This is a genomic window from Blastococcus sp. SYSU DS1021, assembly GCF_054050995.1.
Genome location: NZ_JBJHAL010000005.1, coordinates 59,060 through 77,993, shown reverse-complemented (window position 1 = coordinate 77,993; position 18,934 = coordinate 59,060). Strand labels below are relative to the sequence as shown.

Annotated in this window: 15 protein-coding genes and 1 pseudogene; 6 read left to right on the top strand and 10 right to left on the bottom strand. The window is 73.7% G+C overall.

Annotation, left to right across the window (positions count from 1 at the left end; all coding sequences use genetic code 11):
* Positions 1 to 246 precede the first annotated feature (246 nt).
* A complete protein-coding gene (locus tag ACI8AP_RS05390; protein ID WP_456588310.1) occupies positions 247 to 771 on the top strand; it encodes a hypothetical protein in 525 nt (174 codons plus the stop codon).
* Between the two features lie 546 nt (positions 772 to 1,317).
* Here the strand turns inward: ACI8AP_RS05390 and ACI8AP_RS05385 are convergent.
* From ACI8AP_RS05385 to ACI8AP_RS05360, 6 genes and pseudogenes are all read right to left on the bottom strand, one after another.
* Positions 1,318 to 1,545 (bottom strand): hypothetical protein, encoded by a 228-nt coding sequence (locus ACI8AP_RS05385; RefSeq protein ID WP_456588309.1) that lies wholly within the window; start codon positions 1,543 to 1,545, stop codon positions 1,318 to 1,320.
* A 211-nt stretch (positions 1,546 to 1,756) separates the two neighbouring features.
* Complete coding sequence (locus tag ACI8AP_RS05380) at positions 1,757 to 3,733, bottom strand: DUF7933 domain-containing protein (protein ID WP_456588308.1); 1,977 nt, start codon at positions 3,731 to 3,733, stop codon at positions 1,757 to 1,759.
* Between the two features lie 221 nt (positions 3,734 to 3,954).
* Positions 3,955 to 4,998 (bottom strand): NrfD/PsrC family molybdoenzyme membrane anchor subunit, encoded by a 1,044-nt coding sequence (gene nrfD / locus ACI8AP_RS05375; protein WP_456588307.1) that lies wholly within the window; start codon positions 4,996 to 4,998, stop codon positions 3,955 to 3,957.
* Between the two features lies 1 nt (position 4,999).
* Positions 5,000 to 6,061, bottom strand: a complete 1,062-nt coding sequence (locus ACI8AP_RS05370) for a 4Fe-4S dicluster domain-containing protein (protein WP_456588306.1) — start codon at positions 6,059 to 6,061, stop codon at positions 5,000 to 5,002.
* Between the two features lie 112 nt (positions 6,062 to 6,173).
* Positions 6,174 to 9,473 (bottom strand): annotated as a pseudogene (gene fdh, locus ACI8AP_RS05365) (formate dehydrogenase).
* Between the two features lie 140 nt (positions 9,474 to 9,613).
* On the bottom strand, positions 9,614 to 9,874 hold the full coding sequence (locus ACI8AP_RS05360) for a hypothetical protein (RefSeq protein WP_456588305.1): 261 nt from the start codon (positions 9,872 to 9,874) through the stop codon (positions 9,614 to 9,616).
* Between the two features lie 128 nt (positions 9,875 to 10,002).
* On the opposite strand from ACI8AP_RS05360, the gene ACI8AP_RS05355 reads away from it, so the two are divergent.
* On the top strand, positions 10,003 to 11,031 hold the full coding sequence (locus ACI8AP_RS05355) for an LLM class flavin-dependent oxidoreductase (protein ID WP_456588304.1): 1,029 nt from the start codon (positions 10,003 to 10,005) through the stop codon (positions 11,029 to 11,031).
* Positions 11,032 to 11,080: 49 nt separating this feature from the next.
* Here the strand turns inward: ACI8AP_RS05355 and ACI8AP_RS05350 are convergent, their stop codons facing one another.
* Positions 11,081 to 11,299 (bottom strand): hypothetical protein, encoded by a 219-nt coding sequence (locus ACI8AP_RS05350; protein ID WP_456588303.1) that lies wholly within the window; start codon positions 11,297 to 11,299, stop codon positions 11,081 to 11,083.
* A 157-nt stretch (positions 11,300 to 11,456) separates the two neighbouring features.
* On the opposite strand from ACI8AP_RS05350, the gene ACI8AP_RS05345 reads away from it, so the two are divergent.
* On the top strand, positions 11,457 to 12,290 hold the full coding sequence (locus ACI8AP_RS05345) for an HpcH/HpaI aldolase/citrate lyase family protein (protein ID WP_456588302.1): 834 nt from the start codon (positions 11,457 to 11,459) through the stop codon (positions 12,288 to 12,290).
* 22 nt (positions 12,291 to 12,312) lie between these two features.
* On the opposite strand, the gene ACI8AP_RS05340 is transcribed toward ACI8AP_RS05345, so the two are convergent.
* Both ACI8AP_RS05340 and ACI8AP_RS05335 read right to left on the bottom strand, forming a co-directional pair.
* On the bottom strand, positions 12,313 to 13,914 hold the full coding sequence (locus ACI8AP_RS05340; protein WP_456588301.1) for a diguanylate cyclase: 1,602 nt from the start codon (positions 13,912 to 13,914) through the stop codon (positions 12,313 to 12,315).
* Between the two features lie 70 nt (positions 13,915 to 13,984).
* Positions 13,985 to 15,619 carry a glycoside hydrolase family 13 protein gene (locus ACI8AP_RS05335; protein ID WP_456588300.1) on the bottom strand — a complete coding sequence of 545 codons (1,635 nt, stop codon included), beginning with the start codon at positions 15,617 to 15,619 and terminating at the stop codon, positions 13,985 to 13,987.
* A 145-nt stretch (positions 15,620 to 15,764) separates the two neighbouring features.
* On the opposite strand from ACI8AP_RS05335, the gene ACI8AP_RS05330 reads away from it, so the two are divergent.
* Both ACI8AP_RS05330 and ACI8AP_RS05325 read left to right on the top strand, forming a co-directional pair.
* Positions 15,765 to 16,994 (top strand): saccharopine dehydrogenase family protein, encoded by a 1,230-nt coding sequence (locus tag ACI8AP_RS05330; RefSeq protein ID WP_456588299.1) that lies wholly within the window; start codon positions 15,765 to 15,767, stop codon positions 16,992 to 16,994.
* A 54-nt stretch (positions 16,995 to 17,048) separates the two neighbouring features.
* A complete protein-coding gene (locus tag ACI8AP_RS05325) occupies positions 17,049 to 17,603 on the top strand; it encodes a DNA-directed RNA polymerase subunit alpha C-terminal domain-containing protein (RefSeq protein WP_456588298.1) in 555 nt (184 codons plus the stop codon).
* Positions 17,604 to 17,663: 60 nt separating this feature from the next.
* Here ACI8AP_RS05325 and ACI8AP_RS05320 read toward each other — a convergent pair whose 3' ends face one another.
* Complete coding sequence (locus ACI8AP_RS05320) at positions 17,664 to 18,476, bottom strand: alpha/beta fold hydrolase (RefSeq protein WP_456588297.1); 813 nt, start codon at positions 18,474 to 18,476, stop codon at positions 17,664 to 17,666.
* On the opposite strand from ACI8AP_RS05320, the gene ACI8AP_RS05315 reads away from it, so the two are divergent.
* Positions 18,475 to 18,897 carry a MerR family transcriptional regulator gene (locus ACI8AP_RS05315; RefSeq protein WP_456588296.1) on the top strand — a complete coding sequence of 141 codons (423 nt, stop codon included), beginning with the start codon at positions 18,475 to 18,477 and terminating at the stop codon, positions 18,895 to 18,897. The genes ACI8AP_RS05320 and ACI8AP_RS05315 overlap by 2 nt on opposite strands.
* Positions 18,898 to 18,934: the final 37 nt, after the last annotated feature.

The following is an 18,934-nucleotide window of genomic DNA, read 5'->3' as shown; positions in this document are numbered from 1 at the left end:
CAATCCTGCCCTTGACTGCGCCGTCGGAGGTGCGGCGCTCCATCCGCCACCGTCCGCGGTCAGACCTCCAGGCCATGGCGATCACGTCCTTCCCGCCGGGGAGGGCAGTTCCCTCCTCGTCGGTCCGTGCCGATCCCGGGACCAGCCGCGGCCTACCGGCAGGAAGTTCTCGACGGGGTCCGTGCCCCGGTCGCGGCTTTGGGACCGGCACGGCAGGGCACCACGTCATCCACTCCGGAGGTGCTCATGTCCTTCCACCCCACCCCGTGCGCCCAGGACTCGTCACTGTCCGCAGTCCCGGAGCGCCCCCGGGCACTGCACCTGATCGACGTCGAGAACCTCTCTGGGTGCAGCTCCCCCACGACCGGCGATCTGCACTACGTCCTGCGTTGCTACCTGCAGCAGATCGGTATCCGCCCCGGCGACAGCTCGCTGGCCGCCACCGATGTGGTGCTCGCTTCTCGGGCGGCGTTCGTCTACGCCGCCGCGGGAGTGCGGTTCTGCGTGGGGATGGGCTCCTCGGGCGCCGACAAGGCGCTCCTCAGTACTCTCGACATCGGCTGGCTGGCCACCCGCTTCGGCGCCCTGGTGATCGCCAGCGGCGACGGAATCTTCGCCGACGCCGCAGAGGCCGCCCGGGCCCTCGGCCTGCAGGTCTGGCAGGTGTCCGGTCGCGGCGGCACAAGCGCCCGGCTACGCGCGGCCGCCGGGCGGCACAGCACCCTGCTCCTCGGCCCGCAGCGCACGGCGGCTGCGGGAACGGCGCGGTGACTCGGCCGCCGTGCAACGACCTGGATCCGGAGGCGCCCAGTCACGGTCGGTCGGCGCGACGGTCCGGCTTGGCGCCGACGTCGGTGAGGCCGGAAGGCCGCAACTGCGGCATCCCCCGGCATGGTCACCTTCCTCGACGATCGGGTGCGCCGGCTGGTGCGCGCGATGGCCCTGCCCTGGTACGCGATGGCGGGCGCGACCTCGCAGCCCTACCTCGGCTCCCCTGCCGGCGCGCCATGCGTCTTTGCCCTGGCGACGGCGCACGCCGAGGTCTACGGCGCCCGACCCGACCTCGCGCCGGCCCTGGACCACGGCGTGTCGCTCGATCACCGTCGACCCGGCCGACCTGGCGGCGACCCGCGGCCTCCTCGTCGAGCACGGGCCGGAGCTCGCCCCGCCGGGACACCGCCGGGTGGCGGCCGCCGACGGCCCGCCGCGAGAGCGCGCCCGTGAACCCGCCTCTCGCGTAGCCCGCGGGCCGGCCCGCTCGTTGCCGGCGGGCCGAGCGGCGGGCGGACGGCAGCAAGGCCCACCGGTCCGGTGCGGTCAGGACATGACCCTGAGCGGGATCATCTCCCGGACGGCGGCCGCGACCACGTCCGCGGTTGCCGCCGTCAGGTGGGTCTGGTCGGTGCGCAGCACCGAACCGACGTGCGGCGGGACCGCCTCGACGGTGGATTCGACACCGCGCCGCCACTGGTCGATGGCGGCGTCGTCCACGCTGCCGCTGACGACGTTGCCGAAGTACCCCTGCCCTGCCGACAGGAGCAGCACATCCGGTGCCGTCTCCTCGATGAACTGCAGCGTGCGCTCCCGCGCGGCCGCGCAGTCGTCCGGGAAGCCGGGTGGCTCGGCGTCGGCGGACCTCTGCGGTCACGGCACCGCATGGTTCCCCCGGGCGGGTTCCTCGCCCGGACGACGCTGCCCCGCGCCACCCGACGGATCGGGCGACGCGGGGCAGCGTCGTTCCGGGGAGCCGGCCGGGTCAGGCCCGCACGCCGGCCGTCCTCGCCCGCCGGCTTCGCGCGGCGAGCATCAGACCGGCACCGGCCAGCAGGAGCACACCTGACGCACCGAGGTGGACCGCCGGGTGCACGTTCTGCCCGGTCAGGGCCAGGGCCGCGGGCTCCGCCGCGGCGGCGACCGTCACGTCCATCCGCAGCGAGTGCGGGTTGCCGTCGGGGTCGACGCCGTAGGCGACCAGCGAGTGCACGCCGGCAGCGAGCGACGTCGGCACCACCACCGCCTTCGTGAAGTCGCCGTTCTCGTCGGTGGTGACCTCACCCAGCACGGTGGGCGTGGAGTGGATGACGATCGTGACCGTCGAGAAGGGCAGGAAGCCGGTCCCGATCACCACGATCTCCTCGCCGGGCGCGGCGGCGGTGATGAGGCCGCGGTCGGTGGTGAGCACGAGGTCGGTCTCCGGCGGCGTCGCCGGGATCTGCGGGGCGGCGACCGCCACGCTCGTCGTGATCGACGCCGGCGTGCCGGCGAGGTCGCCGGGCCCCAGCGGCGTCACCGTGTAGGTGTACGTGGTGCCGGCGACCCCGCCCAGCAGGCAGGACAGGCCGGTCGTCACGCAGGACGCCGAACCAGGGCTCGAGGTCACCCGGTAGCGCGCCACCGGCCCACCGGTGGTCGGCGGGCGCCAACTCACCAGCACCGACGACGCGCTCGGTGCCGCGGTGAGGCCGGTCGGGGCCCCCGGGGCCATCGGCGGCGGCGGCGCGGAGGGGCCGCTGACGGTGAGCGTGGACGTGCCGACGCCGTTGGTGGCCACCGCCAGCCCGCTGACCGACGACGCGCCGATCGAGTAGCTGCCGCCGTAGGTCGCCACCACCGGAACCGAGGTGACGCAGTTGCTCGCCAGCGGCACCGCAGCCCCCGCCAGCGTGATCCGGCTGCCCTCCGCGGTGAGCGTGCCGCCGCAGCCGTTGCTCCGCTCGCCCGGGGCCAGCCGCAGCCCCTCCGGCAGGGTGAAGGTGTAGCCGATGCCGGTGACCTCGCTGAGCTTGGTGTTGATCACGTTGAGGTCCAGCAGCACCGGGGTGCCCGCCGCGGCGGTGCCCGACCGGAACGCGGCGGTGAGCGACGCCCCCTGGAAGTTGACGAAGGTCTCCTGCACGTGGGTCTGCGTGCCCGGGGTGGCGCCGAGGTTCCACTGCGTCATGAACCCCGCGTCGTGGCTCGCCGTGGTGACCACGAAGCCGATGTCCCCACCGGCCTGGGCGACCGGGTACGGCAGGTTGTAGCGCTGCGACGTGGCGCCGTCGAACGGCTTGCTCCCCGCCACCTCGCGCTGCCCCACCTGGATACCGGAGCTCGGGTTGAGCGAGATGACCGAGCGCACCGGCGTGGTCAGCTCGATGCCGTAGCCCTGGTCGTCGCTGCCGGGCGAGGTGTCACCCCCGCTGTAGAACTTCACCTCCTCGGTGTTCCCGGCCGGGATCGTGAACGTGTAGCTGTCCCGGTAGTAGTCGTTCGGGAAGGTGTAGCTGACCTTCCGGTCGATCGTGTAGGTCAGGCCGTTCTTCTCGGCGGTGTAGCGCAGGTGCGCGGCCGCGTCGCCGGTGGTCGAGGGCAGCGTCGTCCCGGACACAGTCGTGCCCGAGGAGCCGACGAGCGTCAGGCTGCTCCACCCGCCACCGTTCGGGGCCGCCGCGTTCTCGCCGAACAGCGTGCCGCCGACGTTCAGGTGCGGGCCGGCGCCGGCGCAGCAGAACTGCACCGTGTCGGCGAACCACAGCTGGTCGCTGGCGTCCCCCGCCGACATGTAGTTGCTCGCGGTGTTCGCCGGCTCGCTGCTGTTCAGCACGATCCGCAGGCCGTCACGCCCGTCGGCCTGCCGCCCACCACCCGGGTTGAGCACCACCTGGTCGAGACCGTGCTGGTCGTACTGGGCCTGGGCGGGCTGGGGGGCGCCGAGCAGGACGCTGGAGGCGACGGCGGCGGTCGCGGTCAACCGGACGAGGAGGCGCGGTCGGCCACCCCGCCGTCCGACCCGTGGAGATGTAGTCACGCGCGGACCGTAGGGGTGGCAGGAGAATATAAAGCTCCGCCGCCGCCGCGACACCTTGTCGGCATCACCTGTGCACCACGCGTCCCAGCCGCACACAACCTGCCAGGTCTGGCCCTCGCTCCGCCGTCGCTACGGACACATCTTGACGAGCCTGTGGAGCCTCCTCAGGTCGTCGTCGTCGGGGCGTGCTCCTGCTGCCGCGCCGCGAGCCGCTCCTTCTGCGGGATCACGACGTACTTCGGGTCCTTGGTGCTGGCGATGCCGGCCTCGAAGACGCCGAACCGGGTGAGCAGCGAGCCGGCCGCCAGCAGCGTCCCGGACGCGACCGCGCCCCACCGCCTCCGCCCGGCCACCGCCGTCAGCCCGGCGCCGGCCGCGGTGCACGCCTGCGCTGCGCGCATCAGCTTCCCGGGCCGCCCCTCGTGGAACGGCTCGCTGAGGATGCCGTGGTCGTTCTCGACCTTGTGCATCGCGGCGAGCTCGATCGCCGCCCCGGCCATCGCCATCTTCCGCGCCGGCGCCGCCTCCTCCACCGGCGTGAACACCATCGTGATGCCCCCACCGGCGGCCATCGCCGAGCCGCCGAAGACGAACGGCAGCTGGGTGTGCGCCGCGTGCCACGACGGCACCGCGGTGTTGGCCAGCAGCACGCCGGTGTAGGTAGCCAGCGGCCCGCCGAACAGCGCCGCCACCGCACCGCCGAAGCGCTTGAGCCGCGGGAACCAGCCCAGCAGCTCCACCGCCGCCGTCGCGCCGGCCGCCGCGCTGAACGGCGCCAGGATGTAGGTACCCACCGACAGCGGCGACGTCGGCTTGAGCACCCGCAGCATGTGCAGGAACCGCTCCGGCCGCCCCAGGTCGTGGATGAGGAAGACCACCGACAGGATCGACCCGGCGCCCGCGGTGTACCGCGACACCCGGGTCAGCGCCGGGCGGTCGGTGACGTCGGCCAGCGCGCCGAGGATCGCCGACGAGCCGGCCGCCCCACCCAGGAACAGGTAGAGCGGCACGTCCGGCGTCTTCCATACCGGCGTCTTCACGATCTGCCGGCCGTAGTACGAGGTGAACTCGACGTCGTCGACCATCGCGACCTCGCCGCGACCCCGGCCCCCGCCGCGCTTGCGGCGCTTCTTGCCCGTCCGCTGCACCGCCGGGCCCTGGTCGGCCTGGCGCCACCCCGAGCCCGGGCTGGTGATACCGCCGGTCATGTCACCTCCGCCGCGAGCCGAGGATCGCCGTGACGGCGACCCCGACCATCATCGCCGCGGCCTTGCCGGCCGCCTTCCACATCGCCGGCAGGTCCCGCGTCGTCACGATCGGGTCCGGCGGCAGGCCGTAGACCTCCGGCTCGTCGAGCAGCAGGAAGAAGGCCCCGTCACCGCCGACGCCGTCGTTCTCGTCCCGGCCGTAGAGCCGGGCGGTCTCCACGCCCTGCGCCTTGAGCGTCGCCAGCCGTGCGTCGGCGCGTTCCTGCAGCTCGTCGAGGTCACCGAACTGGATCGACTGCGTCGGGCACGCCGTGGCGCACGCCGGCTGCAGCCCGTCGGTCAGGCGGTCGTAGCACATCGTGCACTTGAAGACCCGGCCGTCGTCCTTGCGCTGGTCGATCACGCCGTACGGGCAGGCCGCAACGCAGTAGCCGCAGCCGTTGCAGATGTCGCCCTGCACCACCACGGTGCCGAACTCGGTGCGGAACAGCGCCCCCGTCGGGCAGACGTCCAGGCAGCCGGCGTGCGTGCAGTGCTTGCACACGTCGGAACTCATCAGCCAACGGATCTGCTTGTCCGCGCCGGTCTGGCCGGTCTGCGGGTCGAACTCGCTCAGCGCCTCGGCGTTGAGCACGCTCTGCTGGGCGTTCGCCAGGCTCACGTCGTCCCCGGCGAGCGCCGGCGACGGTCCGCTGCCCTGCCGGTCGTCGCCCGGCCGGCCGAACGTGGGCATCGGCAGGTCGACGGCGCGGCTCTGCTCGATGAACGCCACGTGCCGCCAGGAGTTCGCGCCCAGCTGCCCGGTGTTGTCGTAGGACATGCCGGACAGGCCCAGGGCGTCGCGGACACCGTCGGAGTCGTCCATCGGGAGCGTGTTCCACTCCTTGCACGCCACCTCGCAGGCCTTGCAGCCGATGCAGACCGAGGTGTCGGTGAAGAAGCCCACCCGCTTGGGGTGCTCCTCCTCGTAGCCGGCCTCGGCCGTGACGTCGGGCAGCGGGCCGAACAGCCGGTTCTCCGGGTCGCGGCCGGTGAAGGCCGGGCTGGCCGAGCTGATCGTCATCGCACTCCCTCCCGCACGTCGTCCTGGCTCACCATGGCGGGTCCTGGCTCACGACCGGCGCTGAGCCAGGACCCGGAACGATCAGCTGACCTGATCATCGCGATCCCGCCGGTCACTGCGTGGACCCTTCCCCGGCCTCGGCGGCCACCGGGGCGCGGCCGTTGAGCCCCACCCGACCCGACTCCACCCCGGCCCGCCGGCGGTAGCTCTCCACGAAGTCGAGCAGCTCCGGGCCGCGCGGGCGTCGTCCCGGCACGATGTCGGCGGTGCTGACCTTGTCCTCCTGGATGTGGGTGTTGGCGTCGAGCACGATGCCGAGCAGGTCGTTGGCCGAATCCCCGGTGGAGATGCCGCTGTAGGACCAGTGGTACGGCATGCCGATCTGGTGCACGACCGTGCCGTTGCGCAGCTTGATGGGCCGCATCCGCTCGGTGACCAGCACCTTCGCCTCGATCGCCGTCCGGGCGCTGACCAGCGTCGCGTACTCGCCGTTGGCCAGTCCGCGCAGCCGGGCCAGCTCCGGGCTCACCTCGACGAAGAACTCCGGCTGCAGTTCCGCCAGGTAGGGGAGCGTGCGGCTCATCGCGCCCGCGGTGTGGTGCTCGGTGAGCCGGTAGGTGGTCACCTGGAACGGGAAGACGTCGCTGCGCGACGGGTTCTCCCGGTTCCACGGACCCGGGATCCGCTCGATCGTCGGGTTCGCCTGCACCTCGTACAGCGCGTTCTCGACGACCGACTCCGCCGGCTCGTAGTGCGTCGGCAGCGGCCCGTCCACCAGGCCGGCCGGCGCGTAGAGCCAGCCCTTCCCGTCGCCCTGCATGACGAACGGGTCGTCGCCGCGCAGCGCGTCCTGCGCCCGAGCGTCGTCGGGCGGCACGTAGTCGGGGCGCTTGTTCTTCTCGAAGTCGGGGACGTCGAGACCGGTCCACTCGCCGGCCGCCTCGTCCCACCACACGTACTTCTTGCGCTCGCTCCACGGCTTGCCGTCGGGATCGGCCGAGGCACGGTTGTAGAGGACACGGCGGTTGAGCGGCCAGGCCCAGCCCCACTCGGGGGCCGCGGGGCCCTGCTCGGCCGCCGGCCTGCGCCGACGGGCCTGGTTGACGCCGTCGGCGTAGACGCCGCAGTAGATCCAGCAGCCGCCGGTCGTCGAGCCGTCGTCCTTCATCTGCATGTAGGAGTTCAGCAGCTGACCGTCGGGGCCGAAGCCGTTGATCTCGCGCAGCACCGCGTCGGCGTCCGGCTCGAGCCGCTCGCCGTGCACCGGATAGCCCCAGGTCAGGTCCAGCAGCGGGCGGTCGCGCGGGTCGGTGGAGTCCTTCAGTCGCTCGCGGAGGATGCGGCCGAGGTGGAAGTAGAACCACAGGTCGCTGCGCGCGTCGTCCGGCGACTCGACCGCCTTGTCCCGCCACTGCAGCATCCGCTGGGTCTGCGTGAAGGTGCCTTCCTTCTCCACGTGCGTCGCCGCGGGCATGAAGAAGACCTCGGTGCCGATCGAATCGGGGGACAGCTCCCCCGTCTCGATCTCCGGCGCCTGCTGCCAGAAGGTCGCCGACTCGATCAACTGCAGGTCGCGGACGACCAGCCAGTCGAGGTTGGCCAGGCCGAACCGGTTCATCCGGCCGTTGGGGTGCCCGACCACGGGGTTCTCCCCGACCAGGAAGTAGCCGGAGACCTTGCCCTCGATCATGTCGGCGATCGTGCGGTAGGAGCTGTGGTCGCCGTTGATCCTGGGCAGGTAGTCGAAGCAGAAGTCGTTCTCCGCCGTCGCCGCGTCGCCCCACCACGCCTTGAGCAGGCTGGTCATGTAGGCGCGCTTGTTGCCCCAGAAGCCCGCCTTGCCGGCGGCGTCGGCGACGTAGTCGTCGAGGTCGTCGTGCTGCAGCGCGTGGGGCATCGGGAGGTAGCCCGGCAGGATGTTGTACAGCGTCGGGATGTCGGTCGAGCCCTGGATGCTGGCGTGCCCGCGCAGCGCCATGATCCCGCCGCCGGGGCGGCCGATGTTGCCCAGCAGGAGCTGCAGGATCGAGCAGGTGCGGATGTACTGCGCGCCGACGCTGTGCTGCGTCCAGCCCACCGAGTACACCCACGCCGTCGTCCGGTCGCGGCCGCTGTTCTCGGTGACCCACCGCGCGACCTGCTCGAAGACCTCCGGCTCGATGCCGCAGACCTCGGACACCATCTCGGGGGTGTAGCGGGCGTAGTGCCGCTTGAGGATCTGGAACACCGAGCGCGGGTGCTGCAACGTCTCGTCGCGCTTGGGCTTGCCCGGGATCGGCGGCCCGCCGCTGCCGGCCGCCTGCGCGCGGTCGGCCCTCGTGACCGACGGGTCGTCGTCGGTCCGGTCCTGCTCCGCGGCCTCGGCCGGGTCGTCGGCACCCGACTGCGCCGGCTCCTCGAGCTCGTACTGCCAGCTGGTCTCGTCGTAGGTGCTCGTCTCCGGGTCGAAGCCGGAGAACAGGCCGCCGAGGTCCTCCGCGTCGACGAACTCCTCGCCGATGAGCGCGGCGGCGTTCGTGTAGGCGGTGACGTACTCCTTGAAGTACAGCTCGTTGTCGAGCACGTACCTGATCAGGCCGCCGAGGAAGGCGATGTCGCTGCCCATCCGCAGCGGCACGTGCAGGTCGGCTATCGCACTGGTCCTGGTGAACCGCGGGTCGATGTGCACGATCTTCGCGCCGCGCGCCTTGGCCTCGGCCACCCACTGGAAGCCCACCGGGTGGCACTCGGCCATGTTGGAGCCCTCGATGACGATGCAGTCGGCGTTCGCGAGGTCCTGCTGGGTGTTCGTGGCGCCACCACGACCGAACGAGGCACCCAGACCGGGCACCGTGGAGGAGTGCTATATGCGCGCCTGGTTCTCGATCTGGATGGCGCCGAGGGCGCTGTAGAGCTTCTTCATGAGGTAGTTCTCCTCGTTGTCGAGGGTCGCCCCTCCGAGGCTCGCTATCCCCATGGTGCGGTTGACGCGCTTCCCGCCGTCCTCGTCCTGCCAGCCCTTGCGGCGTGCCTCCAGGACGCGGTCGGCGATCATCTCCATCGCCGTGTCGAGGTCGAGGTCCTCCCACTCCGTCCCGAACGGACGGCGGTACTTGACCGTGGTGACCCGGGTCGGGCTGGTGACCAGCTGCTTGCTCGCGCTGCCCTTGGGGCACAGCCGCCCGCGGTTGACCGGCGAGTCGGGGTTGCCCTCGATCTGGACGATCTGCTCGTCCTTCACGTACACGTTCTGCGCGCAGCCGACGGCGCAGTACGGGCAGACGCTCTTCACGACGCGGTCAGCGGTGGCGGTGCGCGACACGGTGGCCTCGGTGGCCTTGCTGCGCGCGGCCTTGCCACGGCCCAGCGGGTCGGAGCCGGTGAGCTGGCGGTACACCGGCCAGCTGTCGAGCCAGGTCTTCACCTGCGTCACTCTGCCATCCGGCGTCCCGCGCGGCGCGCCGACAGGCCCGCGCACCGGATCGGGACCGTCCGCAACGGGCGGTTGCGGACAGCCGCGCGGGCGGGGACCGGGCCCCCCGTGGGCCCGGTACCCGCCGCGCGGTCGCCGGGTCAGCGCGCGGCGCCGTCGCGCTGCGTCGCGGTGAAGGTGAAGGTGAAGGTGCTGGACTGCCGGCGCAGCTCGTCACCGGCCGTCGACGGGAACGAGACCGTGGTCAGCAGGTGGTCCACCCCACCCGGCCGCAGGCTCGCGGCGCCGGCGAGCGCCTCGTCCATGACGATCGGGCCGGCGTAGAAGTCGGTCACGGCGCCGCCGCACGACCAGCCCCCGCCCGCCTTCGTCCACGGCGTGGCGCAGGACTGCACGCTCATCTGCAGGCCGTCGATCCGGTCGGGGGGGGGGGGGGGGGGGGGGGGGGCGCCCGCCCCCCCCCCCCCCCCCCCCCCCCCCCCCCCCCCCCCCCCCCCCCCCCCCGCTCCGAGCCCCAGGAGGACGGCCCATGCACGTCGGCGTCGACAGCTTCGTCGCGGCGGTCACCGATCCGCGCACCGAACGGCTGATCGGCCCGGAGGAGCGGATGGCCCACCTGCTGGAGGAGATCGAGCTCGCCGACCGGGTGGGGCTGTACTCGTTCGGCATCGGGGAGCACCACCGCAGCGAGTACTACGACTCCGCGCCGCCGGTGATCCTCGGCGCCGCGGCGGCGCGGACCTCGCGCATCCGCCTCGGCAGCGCGGTCGCGGTGCTCAGCGCCGCCGACCCGGTCCGGGTCTTCCAGCAGTTCGCCACCCTCGACCTGATCTCCCGGGGCCGGATCGACCTCGTGGTGGGCCGCGGGTCGTTCACCGAGGCGTTCCCGCTGTTCGGGCTGAGCCTCGCCGACTACGACGAGCTGTTCGCCGAGAAGCTGGACCTGCTGCTCCGCATCCGGGCGTCCGAGCACGTCACCTGGTCGGGGAAGCACCGGCCGGCCCTGACCGGTCAGGGGGTGTACCCGCGCCCGCTGCAGGACCCGCTGCCGATCTGGGTCGGCGTCGGGGGCACTCCCGAGTCCTTCGCCCGGGCGGGGCTGCTCGGGCTGCCGCTGATGGTGGCCGTCATCGGTGGCGAGCCGCGGCAGTTCGCCCCGCTGGTGGACCTGTACCGGCGGGCCGGTGAGCACGCCGGGCACCCGCCCGAGGCGCTGCAGGTCGGACTGCACGTGTTCGGGTTCGTCGCGGAGAGCACCCAGGCGGCCGCGGACACGATCTATCCCGGCTGGCACGAGATGTTCGCGAAGATCTCCCGGGAGCGGGGCTTCGCGCCCCCGACCCGGGCGCAGTTCGACGCGACCAGCGGGCCCGACGGTGCCTTCTTCATGGGCGACCCGGAGACCGTGGCCGCCAAGCTGCGGCGGGTCTCCGAGCAGCTGGGGGGCGTGGACCGGGTGGCGCTGCAGATGACGAACCCGCGGCTGGCGCACGAGGACCTGCTGCGCGGCATCGAGCTGCTGGGTACCGAGGTCGCCCCCCGGGTGGCCGGGGCCTGACGGCGGCCCGTCGCCAGCCCCCGAGGGGAGCCGGCGACGGGCCGCGGGCTCAGGCCAGGCCCTCGTTGTGCGGCTCGATGCTCGCCGAGGGGTCGACGCCCTCGTCGGCCGCGGGCTGCACGGGGCCCTCGCCGGGCTCGGAACCGGAGCCGGCGGCGGTGTTGCGGGACGAGCGTTCCGGGTCGGTGACATCGGTGGTCGTCGGCGCCTGGCCTATGCGCTTGGCGGCGTCGCCGGTGCCGGTCTGCTCCAGGTCTCCCTCGGTCACGTCTGCTCCTCTCGTTCGGGGTCGTCCGTGCCTGCCCGGCGTACCCGAGGGGGACCGGGGAACACCCGCGTGCGGGGACCGGTCAGGTCATCCGAACGGATCGGCGCGGGCGCGCCGGGCGGTGCCGGGAGCGGATCCGTACGAGGATGGACCGGTGGTGAGAAGCAGAAGGGTCGGCCCCGAGGACGCCCGCTCCTGGTTGCTGGTGAACGGCGCCCGCACGGAGCTGTTCGACGGAGCGCACGCGTCGCGAGCCGATCAGGTGGTGCTGGACATCGAGGACGCCGTCGATCCGGCGCACAAGGGCGAGGCCCGCGACGGGGTGATCGCCTGGCTGTCCCAGGAGGGCAACAGCGCCTGGGTGCGGATCAACGACCACTCCACCGTGTTCTGGGCCGACGACGTCGCCGCGCTCGCCGGGGTGCCGGGGCTGCTGGGCGTGATGCTGGCCAAGGCCGAGGCCGCCGAGCACGTGACCGAGACCTTCGACCGCCTCGGCGGCGCGACGCCGGTCCTGGCCCTGGTCGAGTCCGCGCTCGGCATCGAGGAGGCCGTGAACATCGCCCGCGCCCGCGGTGCGTTCCGGCTGGCCTTCGGCAGCGGGGACTACCGCCGTGACACCGGCACGAGCGCCGACGACCTGGCCATGGCCTACCCCCGCTCGCGCCTGGTGGTGGCCAGCCGCATCGGCGGGCTCCCCGGCCCGATCGACGGCCCCACGGTCAGCAGCAGCCTCCCGGTGCTCCGGGAGCAGTCCGCGGTCACCGTCTCCCTGGGGCTGACCGGGAAGCTGTGCCTGGACATGGAGCAGCTGCCGGTCATCAACGAGGTCATCAGCCCCGCCCCCTCCGACGTCGCGTGGGCGCGGGACTTCCTCGCCGACTTCGACGCCCGCGGTCAGGTGATCCGCGACGGGAGCGACCTGCCCCGGCTCGCCCGCGCGCGCAAGATCGAGCGGCTGGCCGGGGTGTTCGGCGTCGAACCGGTCTGACCGTCGCGCGGCGGGACGGGACCTAGGACGCGACGACGCGGTCCCGACCCCGCCGCTTGGCGGTGTACAGGGCGGCATCGGCCCGGCCGAGCGCGTCCGCCGCGGTGGCGCCGCCGCCGGCCGTGCCGATGCTGACGGTCACCGGCAGGCCACCGGTCAGCTCTCCCCACGGGTGCTCCGCGATGGCCCGGCGGAGGTCCTCGAGGTGCCGCGTCGCGGTGGCGGGGTCCGTGCCGGTCAGCACGAGCAGGAACTCCTCCCCGCCGAGCCGGGCGACGAACGCGCCGCCAGGGCCGGAGTCCGGACGGCCGTGTGCCTGGAGGAGTTCCGCCACGGTGCGCAGCACCCGGTCGCCCACCTCGTGCGAACACGTGTCGTTGATCTGCTTGAAGTGGTCGAGGTCCAGCAGCGCCACCGTCACCTCGCCGGGGTGCGCGGCCAGCACGCGCGGCAGCTCGTCGTCCACGTAGCGGCGGTTGTAGAGGCCGGTGAGCGGGTCGCGCAGCGACAGTTCGCGGTACCGCCGGCTCTGCCGGCGGGCCTCGGTGGTCTCGTACATGGCCTGCAACGCCCGGGCCCGGGCGTCGCGCTCGGCCGACTGGAGCTCGACGAGCTCGTCGGAGTACTGCCGGTGCTCCTCGTACGCGGCCCGGAAGTCCCCGGCGGCGGCGTGCAGTTCGGCCTTCTCCCGGCGGGCGCGCACGCGGATGGACGTCAGCCCGTACCGCTCGCAGCGGCGCAGGCATTCGTCGAGGCTGTCCCGGGCCCGGTCGAGGTGCCCCCGGCGGCGGCGGACCTCGGCGAGGGTCAGCAGGAAGTCCGCGCCTGCGTCACCGTCCAGCGAGGCGTCGAGGACGTCCGGGTGCAGACCGGGTAGCAGTGCGGCCTCGGCGTCCTCCAGCCGGTCCAGCTCCAGCAGCGCGCGGCCGACGGTGTCCAGCCGACCGACTCGGAGGGGGACGCCGTGCCGTGCCGCGAGGTCCTGCAGCTTCGTGCTCCAGACCAGGGCCTCCTCGAAGTGACCGGAGAGGATCTCGCAGTAGGAGCGGTTGTTGAGCACCAGCACCTGCCGGTCGACGTCGCCGATCTCGTCGGCGAGCTGGAGCACGTGGTCGTAGCGCTCCCGCGCGGCGAGGTCGCCGTTGAGCCCCAGGCAGTCGGCCAGCCGGGCGTGGTGGTCGATCCGCTGCTGGGGCCGGACGTCCTCGTCGAGCAGCTCGACGGCGCGGACGGCGTTCTCCAGCGCCAGGGAGAGATCGCCCAGCTCCTGGAACACCGCGGCCAGCACGAAGTGGCTGCGCGCCAGGAGGCAGCGGAAGCCGCGGTCGGCAGCCCAGCGCTGGATCTCCCGGGCCAGCCGGCCTGCCTCGGCGATGTTGCCGCGGCGCCGCACCAGGTCGGCCTGGACCAGCCGGGCGCGCTGTTCCAGCTCCGCCGTCCCGACCTCGCGAGCGTCGGCGAGAGCCTGCTCGGCCCGCTCCTCCAAGCCGTCGTCGTCGAATCGGGAGCGGTCCTCCAGCTCGGCGATCCGCTCCCACAGCCCAATGGCCCCGGCATCGACGGCAGCCGGTGCGGGGACGACGGAGCCGCCTTCCCCACCGGATCTCTCCGCCACGCTGGTCACCGGACCTCCATCGGCCCGTCGCCGCGACGGCTCCAACCCCGGGGCGCGGACATACCCCGTTGGGAGGAGCTCAGCTCTCGGCGAGCCAGATCGCCGTGTGCGGGGGCAGCGCCACGGTGCCCGGTGACCGCCGCACGCTGGTGTTCGACGCCAGCAGCACGGTGCCGCGCGTGCGCACGAGCGTCGTCCCGGTGCCCATGTTGACCACGCACCGGACGACGCTGCCGTCGGCGGCCGCGCACCGGACGGTGAGGACGTCGCCCCGGGTGCTGACCGTGGCCTCGCCCGAGCCGAGGGCCGGGTGGGCCTCGCGCAGCGCCAGGGCGCGGCGGTAGAGGGTCAGCATCGACCCGCCGTCCCGCGCCTGGCGGGACACCGCGTACCGGCTCCACTCGTCGGGGATCGGCAGCCAGGGCTCGGCCGCCGTCCCGGCGGAGAAGCCCACGCCGGGCGAGGGGTTCCACGGCATGGGCACGCGGCAGCCGTCCCGTCCGCTGCGGGCGCCGCCGCTGCGGAAGAAGATCGGGTCGCGCTTGGCCTCGTCGGGGACGTCGGCCTGCGGCAGGCCCAGCTCGTCGCCGGCGTAGACGTAGGCGGAGCCTGGCAGGGCCAGCATGAGCAGCGCGGCGGCGCGGGCACGGGCGGTGCCCACGGCACCACCACCGAACCGGGTGACCTGCCGGTCCTTGTCGTGGTTGCCGAGCACCCAGGAAACGGGTGCGCCGACCTGCCCGAACGCGTCCAGCGCGCTCCGCACGCCGTCGGCGAAGGCCTCCGTCGACCACGGGGACTTCAGCAGGCGGAAGCTGAAGGACTGGTGCATCTCGTCGGGCCGCGAGTAGAGGGCCACCTCGTGCGGATCGGCCAGGCAGACCTCGCCGACGAGCATCGTCTCCGGGTACTCGTCGCAGATCGACCGCCAGCGGCGCCAGACGTCGTGCACCTCGGGCTGGTTCCAGGTCATCGCCTGCTCGGGGCCGTGCCCGAACAGGGTGGGGGAGTAGGCGCCCGGGTTGTCCCGCAGGCCGGCGTCCTTGAACAGGCCGTAGGCGACGTCGACGCGGAAGCCGCTGACGCCGCGGTCGAGCCAGAAGCGCAGCGTCCGCTCGAAGTCGGCGGCGACGGCGGGGTCGCGCCAGTTGAGGTCGGGCTGCTCGGGGGCGAACAGGTGCAGGTACCACCGGCCGTCCGGGGTGCGCGACCACGCCGGGCCGCCGAAGAGCGAGCGCCAGTTGTTCGGCGGCTCCTCCGACGCGGGCGCGAAGTGGTACCGCGACGCCTCGGGGCAGTCCGGGTCGGCCAGCGCGGCCTGGAACCAGGGATGCCGGTCGGAGGTGTGGTTGGGGACGACGTCGAGCACGACCCGCAGGCCGAGAGCGCGGGCCTCGCCGACGAGCGCCTCCAGGTCCGCGACGTCGCCGTACTCGGGGTCGACGGCGCGGTAGTCGACGATGTCGTAGCCGCCGTCGGCACCACCGGAGGGGTAGTGCGGGTTGATCCAGACCGCGTCGACCCCCAGCCACGCCAGGTACGGCAGCCGGGAGCGGAGGCCGGCCAGGTCGCCGATGCCGTCGCCGTTGCCGTCGGCGAACGAGCGCAGGTAGACCTGGTAGACCACCGCCGACCGCCACCACGGGGACGTCGACGTCTGGGCCGCGACCTGCTGCCGGGTCGCGGTCCGCACCGTTGCGAGCCGCACTGCCATGCGACCTCCATCGGCACCTCCCCGCAGTTCCTTGCGCACGGGGGAGGTCGGAGTGACCCGTGTGCCGTTCCGTGACCTCGCCGTGAGGTGGCGCCCGGGGTGAGCGCGGGCTGCCCGCGCTCCCCGGGCGGGTCAGGATGGCCGCATGGCTGAAGACGCACGGACCTACGACCTCGTCGTCTACGGGGCCACCGGCTTCGTCGGGCGGCTGCTCGCGGCCTACCTGGCCGAGCACGCCCCGGAGGGAACCCGCATCGCGCTGGCCGGGCGCTCCCGGCGGCGGCTCGAGGAGGTCCGCGACGCCCTGCCGGCCGCCGGCCGCGACTGGGCGCTGGTCGGGGCCGACTCGACCGATCCCACGTCGCTGACCGCGCTCGCCGGCAGCACCCGCGTGCTGGTCACCACGGTCGGCCCCTACGCCCGCTACGGGCTGCCGGTGGTGGAGGCCTGCGCCCGGGCCGGCACGCACTACGCCGACCTGACCGGGGAGATCCTGTTCGTCCGTGACGCCATCGAGCGCTGCGACGCCGTCGCCAGGGAGACCGGCGCCCGCCTCGTCCACGCCTGCGGCTACGACTCCATCCCCTCCGACCTCAGCGCCCTTCTGCTGGGCCGGCGGGCCGCGGCCGACGGTGCGGGAGGGCTGCGCGACGTCCAGCTGGTGGCCACGGCCCGGGGCGGGCTCAGCGGCGGCACGATCGACTCGATGCGCGCCCAGGTGGAGGCGATGCAGGAGAACCCGTCGCTGCGTCGCGTCGTCGGCGACCCGTTCGGCCTGAGCCCCGACCGGGCTGCCGAGCCCGACACCCCGCAGCCCCTCGACGGTGCGCTGCCACGCCGGACCGACGACGGGCGCTGGACGGCCGCCTTCGTCATGGCGCCGTTCAACACCCGCATCGTGCGGCGGAGCAACGCGCTGCAGGGCTGGGCGTACGGGCGCGACATGCGCTACGGCGAGGTCATGGGGGTGGGGCGCGGGCCGCTCGGCGCCGTCGCCGCGGCCGGTGTCTCCGCCGGGCTGGTCGCCACCGTGTCCGCCATGAGCCTGGCGCCCACCCGTGCGGTGCTGGACCGGGTGCTCCCCGCGCCGGGCACCGGCCCGAGCGAGGCCGTGCGGCGGAAGGGCTGGTTCCGGATGGTGGTCGACGCCACGACCGAGAGCGGCCGCCGCTACCGCGCCACCGCCGCGGGCAGCGGCGACCCGGGGTACGCCGCCACCGCCGTCATGCTCGGGGAGGCCGCGCTGGCGCTCGCCCTCGACGGGGAGCGGCTGCCCGACCGGGCCGGTTCGCTGACGCCGGCGACGGCGCTGGGGGAGGTCCTCGTGGAGCGGCTGCGCGCGGCGGGGCACACCTACGAGGTGACCGAGGTCTGACCGGGCTGCCGCCGCCGGCGCGACCGCGGGCCGGCATCGCTAGGGTTGGCCGACATGCCGACCAGCTCACCGGGACAGCCCGCCGGGACGATCCGTGACCTGGGTCTGCCGACGCGCGCGGTCAGCGCGCTGACCCGGGCGGGGATCACCGACGTCGAGGCGCTCGCCGCGCTCACCCGGCGGGAGCTCAGCGACGTCGCCGGCCTCGGACCGGGCCTGGTCGCGGCGATCCGCGCCGTCGTCCCCGAGCCGCCGGCCCAGCTGCCGGGCGCCGGCGCGGCGGTGGGCGGGCCCGCCGGTGGGCAGCCGACCGATGACGAGCCGTCCGAGGAGGACGGTCCGGTGGCGCCGGCCATCCCGTCGTTCGACTCGCTCCGGGCCCCACGACGCCGGTCGGCGGTCGACCTGCTCCTCACCGAGACGCCGGCGCCGGCCCCGCCGGTCGCCGCGGCCCGGGCGGCGACGGACGACGGGCCGTCTCCCGGCCGGCCAGGGGCGGGTGCCACCGTCCGTCCGCCCGACTACACCGACCTGCTGCGGCTGGGCGTGCACGTCGCCCGGGCCGTCCTCGCCACGCCCGTCCGCTGTCTACGCCGGCTGCTCGGCTAGGCGCCTCCCGGACGGGCGGGTCGGCGGGGGCGGTGGTCGGTTCGAGGGCGCCGCGGGGGATCAGGGCGTCGTGCCCGCGGCTCGAAGGATCTGCAGCCAGGCGATCGGGGCATCGCCGGCGACGTCGTGACCCGTGGTCAGCTCGTGTCGGACCGCGTGCGGCAGGGCGGCCTGGAGGTCTGCGGAATGTGCGGGGTCGACCAGCCGGTCGCGCGTGGGGACGACGAGCGTGACCGGAAGACGGCGTGCGGCCAACCGGGGCAGGTCGGCGGTGACGTCGACGCGATCGACCAGCTCGACCTGCGCGCGTGCGCCGGCCGGTAGGTGCGCGGTGACGTCCCGGGCCAGCTGGGCGGTGGCGTCCCGGCCGAGGGCGTGGAGCGCGGCATCCCCGGGGAACAGGGCCGCGACGAACCAGCCGGCGCCGACGGGGTCCTGCTCGAGCAGCCGCTGCCACAGCCGGCTGGTCGCCGCGAGCGACGGGCGGGCGGCAGCGAAGCCGGCGGTCAGAACCAGCGCGGTGACCCGCTCCGGGTGTCGGGCGGCCACGCGGATCGCGAGGGCGCTGCCGAGCGAGTAGCCCGACAGGGCGAAGGTGTCCACCCCCGCGGCGTCCGCGGTGGCGACGACCTGGTCGGCGAGCAGGTCGACGTCCAGTGGTCCATCGGGCAGTGGAGCGGGGGCGGTGCCGGGCAGGTAGGGCGCTACGACGGTGTGGTCGGAAGCCAGGTCGTCCAGGAACGGGTAGTTGTCCTGCGGGCTGCCGCCGGCGCCGTGCAGGAGCAGGAGGGCCGGTCCCGTGCCGGTGACGACAGCGGGCAGGGCCGGAGTGGCCGCGCGGGGCAGGCGCAGGGATCGCTGATCGGTGGACATGGCGGCGACCGTAAAGTCTGACGTCGACGTGAAGGTCAAGGGCGGAGGGAAGAGCGCCGTGCGGATCGGTGAGCTGGCTCGGCGGACGGGCGTCAGTCCGCGAGCCCTGCGCTACTACGAGGAGCAGGGGCTGCTGACCCCGGCGCGCGCGGCCAACGGCTATCGGGAGTTCCCCGGCGACGCGCCGCTGACGGTCAGCCAGATCCAGGGGCTGCTGGCTGCGGGTCTGTCCACCGAGGTCATCCGCGACGTCCTGCCATGCGCCCGGGGCGAGCGGCCCGAGCTGGAGCCCTGCCCCGACCTCATCGCGACCCTCGTGGCCACTCGACGCGAGATCGACGCGCGGATCACCTGTTTGCAGGACAACAGCGCCGCCCTCGGCCGCTACCTGCAGGCGGCGGGGGTGGACGCCGGGCGCTGACCTTGCTCGACGTCGTGGGTCCGTCGTGATGGCGGCC

Excerpts from the sequence above, each read along its gene's own strand:
- ACI8AP_RS05390 (WP_456588310.1), top strand. The coding sequence starts at position 247 with ATGTCCTTCCACCCCACCCCGTGCGCCCAGGACTCGTCACTGTCCGCA.
- nrfD (WP_456588307.1), bottom strand. The coding sequence starts at position 4,998 with ATGACCGGCGGTATCACCAGCCCGGGCTCGGGGTGGCGCCAGGCCGAC.
- ACI8AP_RS05370 (WP_456588306.1), bottom strand. The coding sequence starts at position 6,061 with ATGACGATCAGCTCGGCCAGCCCGGCCTTCACCGGCCGCGACCCGGAG.
- ACI8AP_RS05360 (WP_456588305.1), bottom strand. The coding sequence starts at position 9,874 with ATGAGCGTGCAGTCCTGCGCCACGCCGTGGACGAAGGCGGGCGGGGGC.
- ACI8AP_RS05355 (WP_456588304.1), top strand. The coding sequence starts at position 10,003 with ATGCACGTCGGCGTCGACAGCTTCGTCGCGGCGGTCACCGATCCGCGC.
- ACI8AP_RS05335 (WP_456588300.1), bottom strand. The coding sequence starts at position 15,619 with ATGGCAGTGCGGCTCGCAACGGTGCGGACCGCGACCCGGCAGCAGGTC.
- ACI8AP_RS05330 (WP_456588299.1), top strand. The coding sequence starts at position 15,765 with ATGGCTGAAGACGCACGGACCTACGACCTCGTCGTCTACGGGGCCACC.
- ACI8AP_RS05325 (WP_456588298.1), top strand. The coding sequence starts at position 17,049 with ATGCCGACCAGCTCACCGGGACAGCCCGCCGGGACGATCCGTGACCTG.
- ACI8AP_RS05315 (WP_456588296.1), top strand. The coding sequence starts at position 18,475 with ATGGCGGCGACCGTAAAGTCTGACGTCGACGTGAAGGTCAAGGGCGGA.
- ACI8AP_RS05320 (WP_456588297.1), bottom strand. The coding sequence starts at position 18,476 with ATGTCCACCGATCAGCGATCCCTGCGCCTGCCCCGCGCGGCCACTCCG.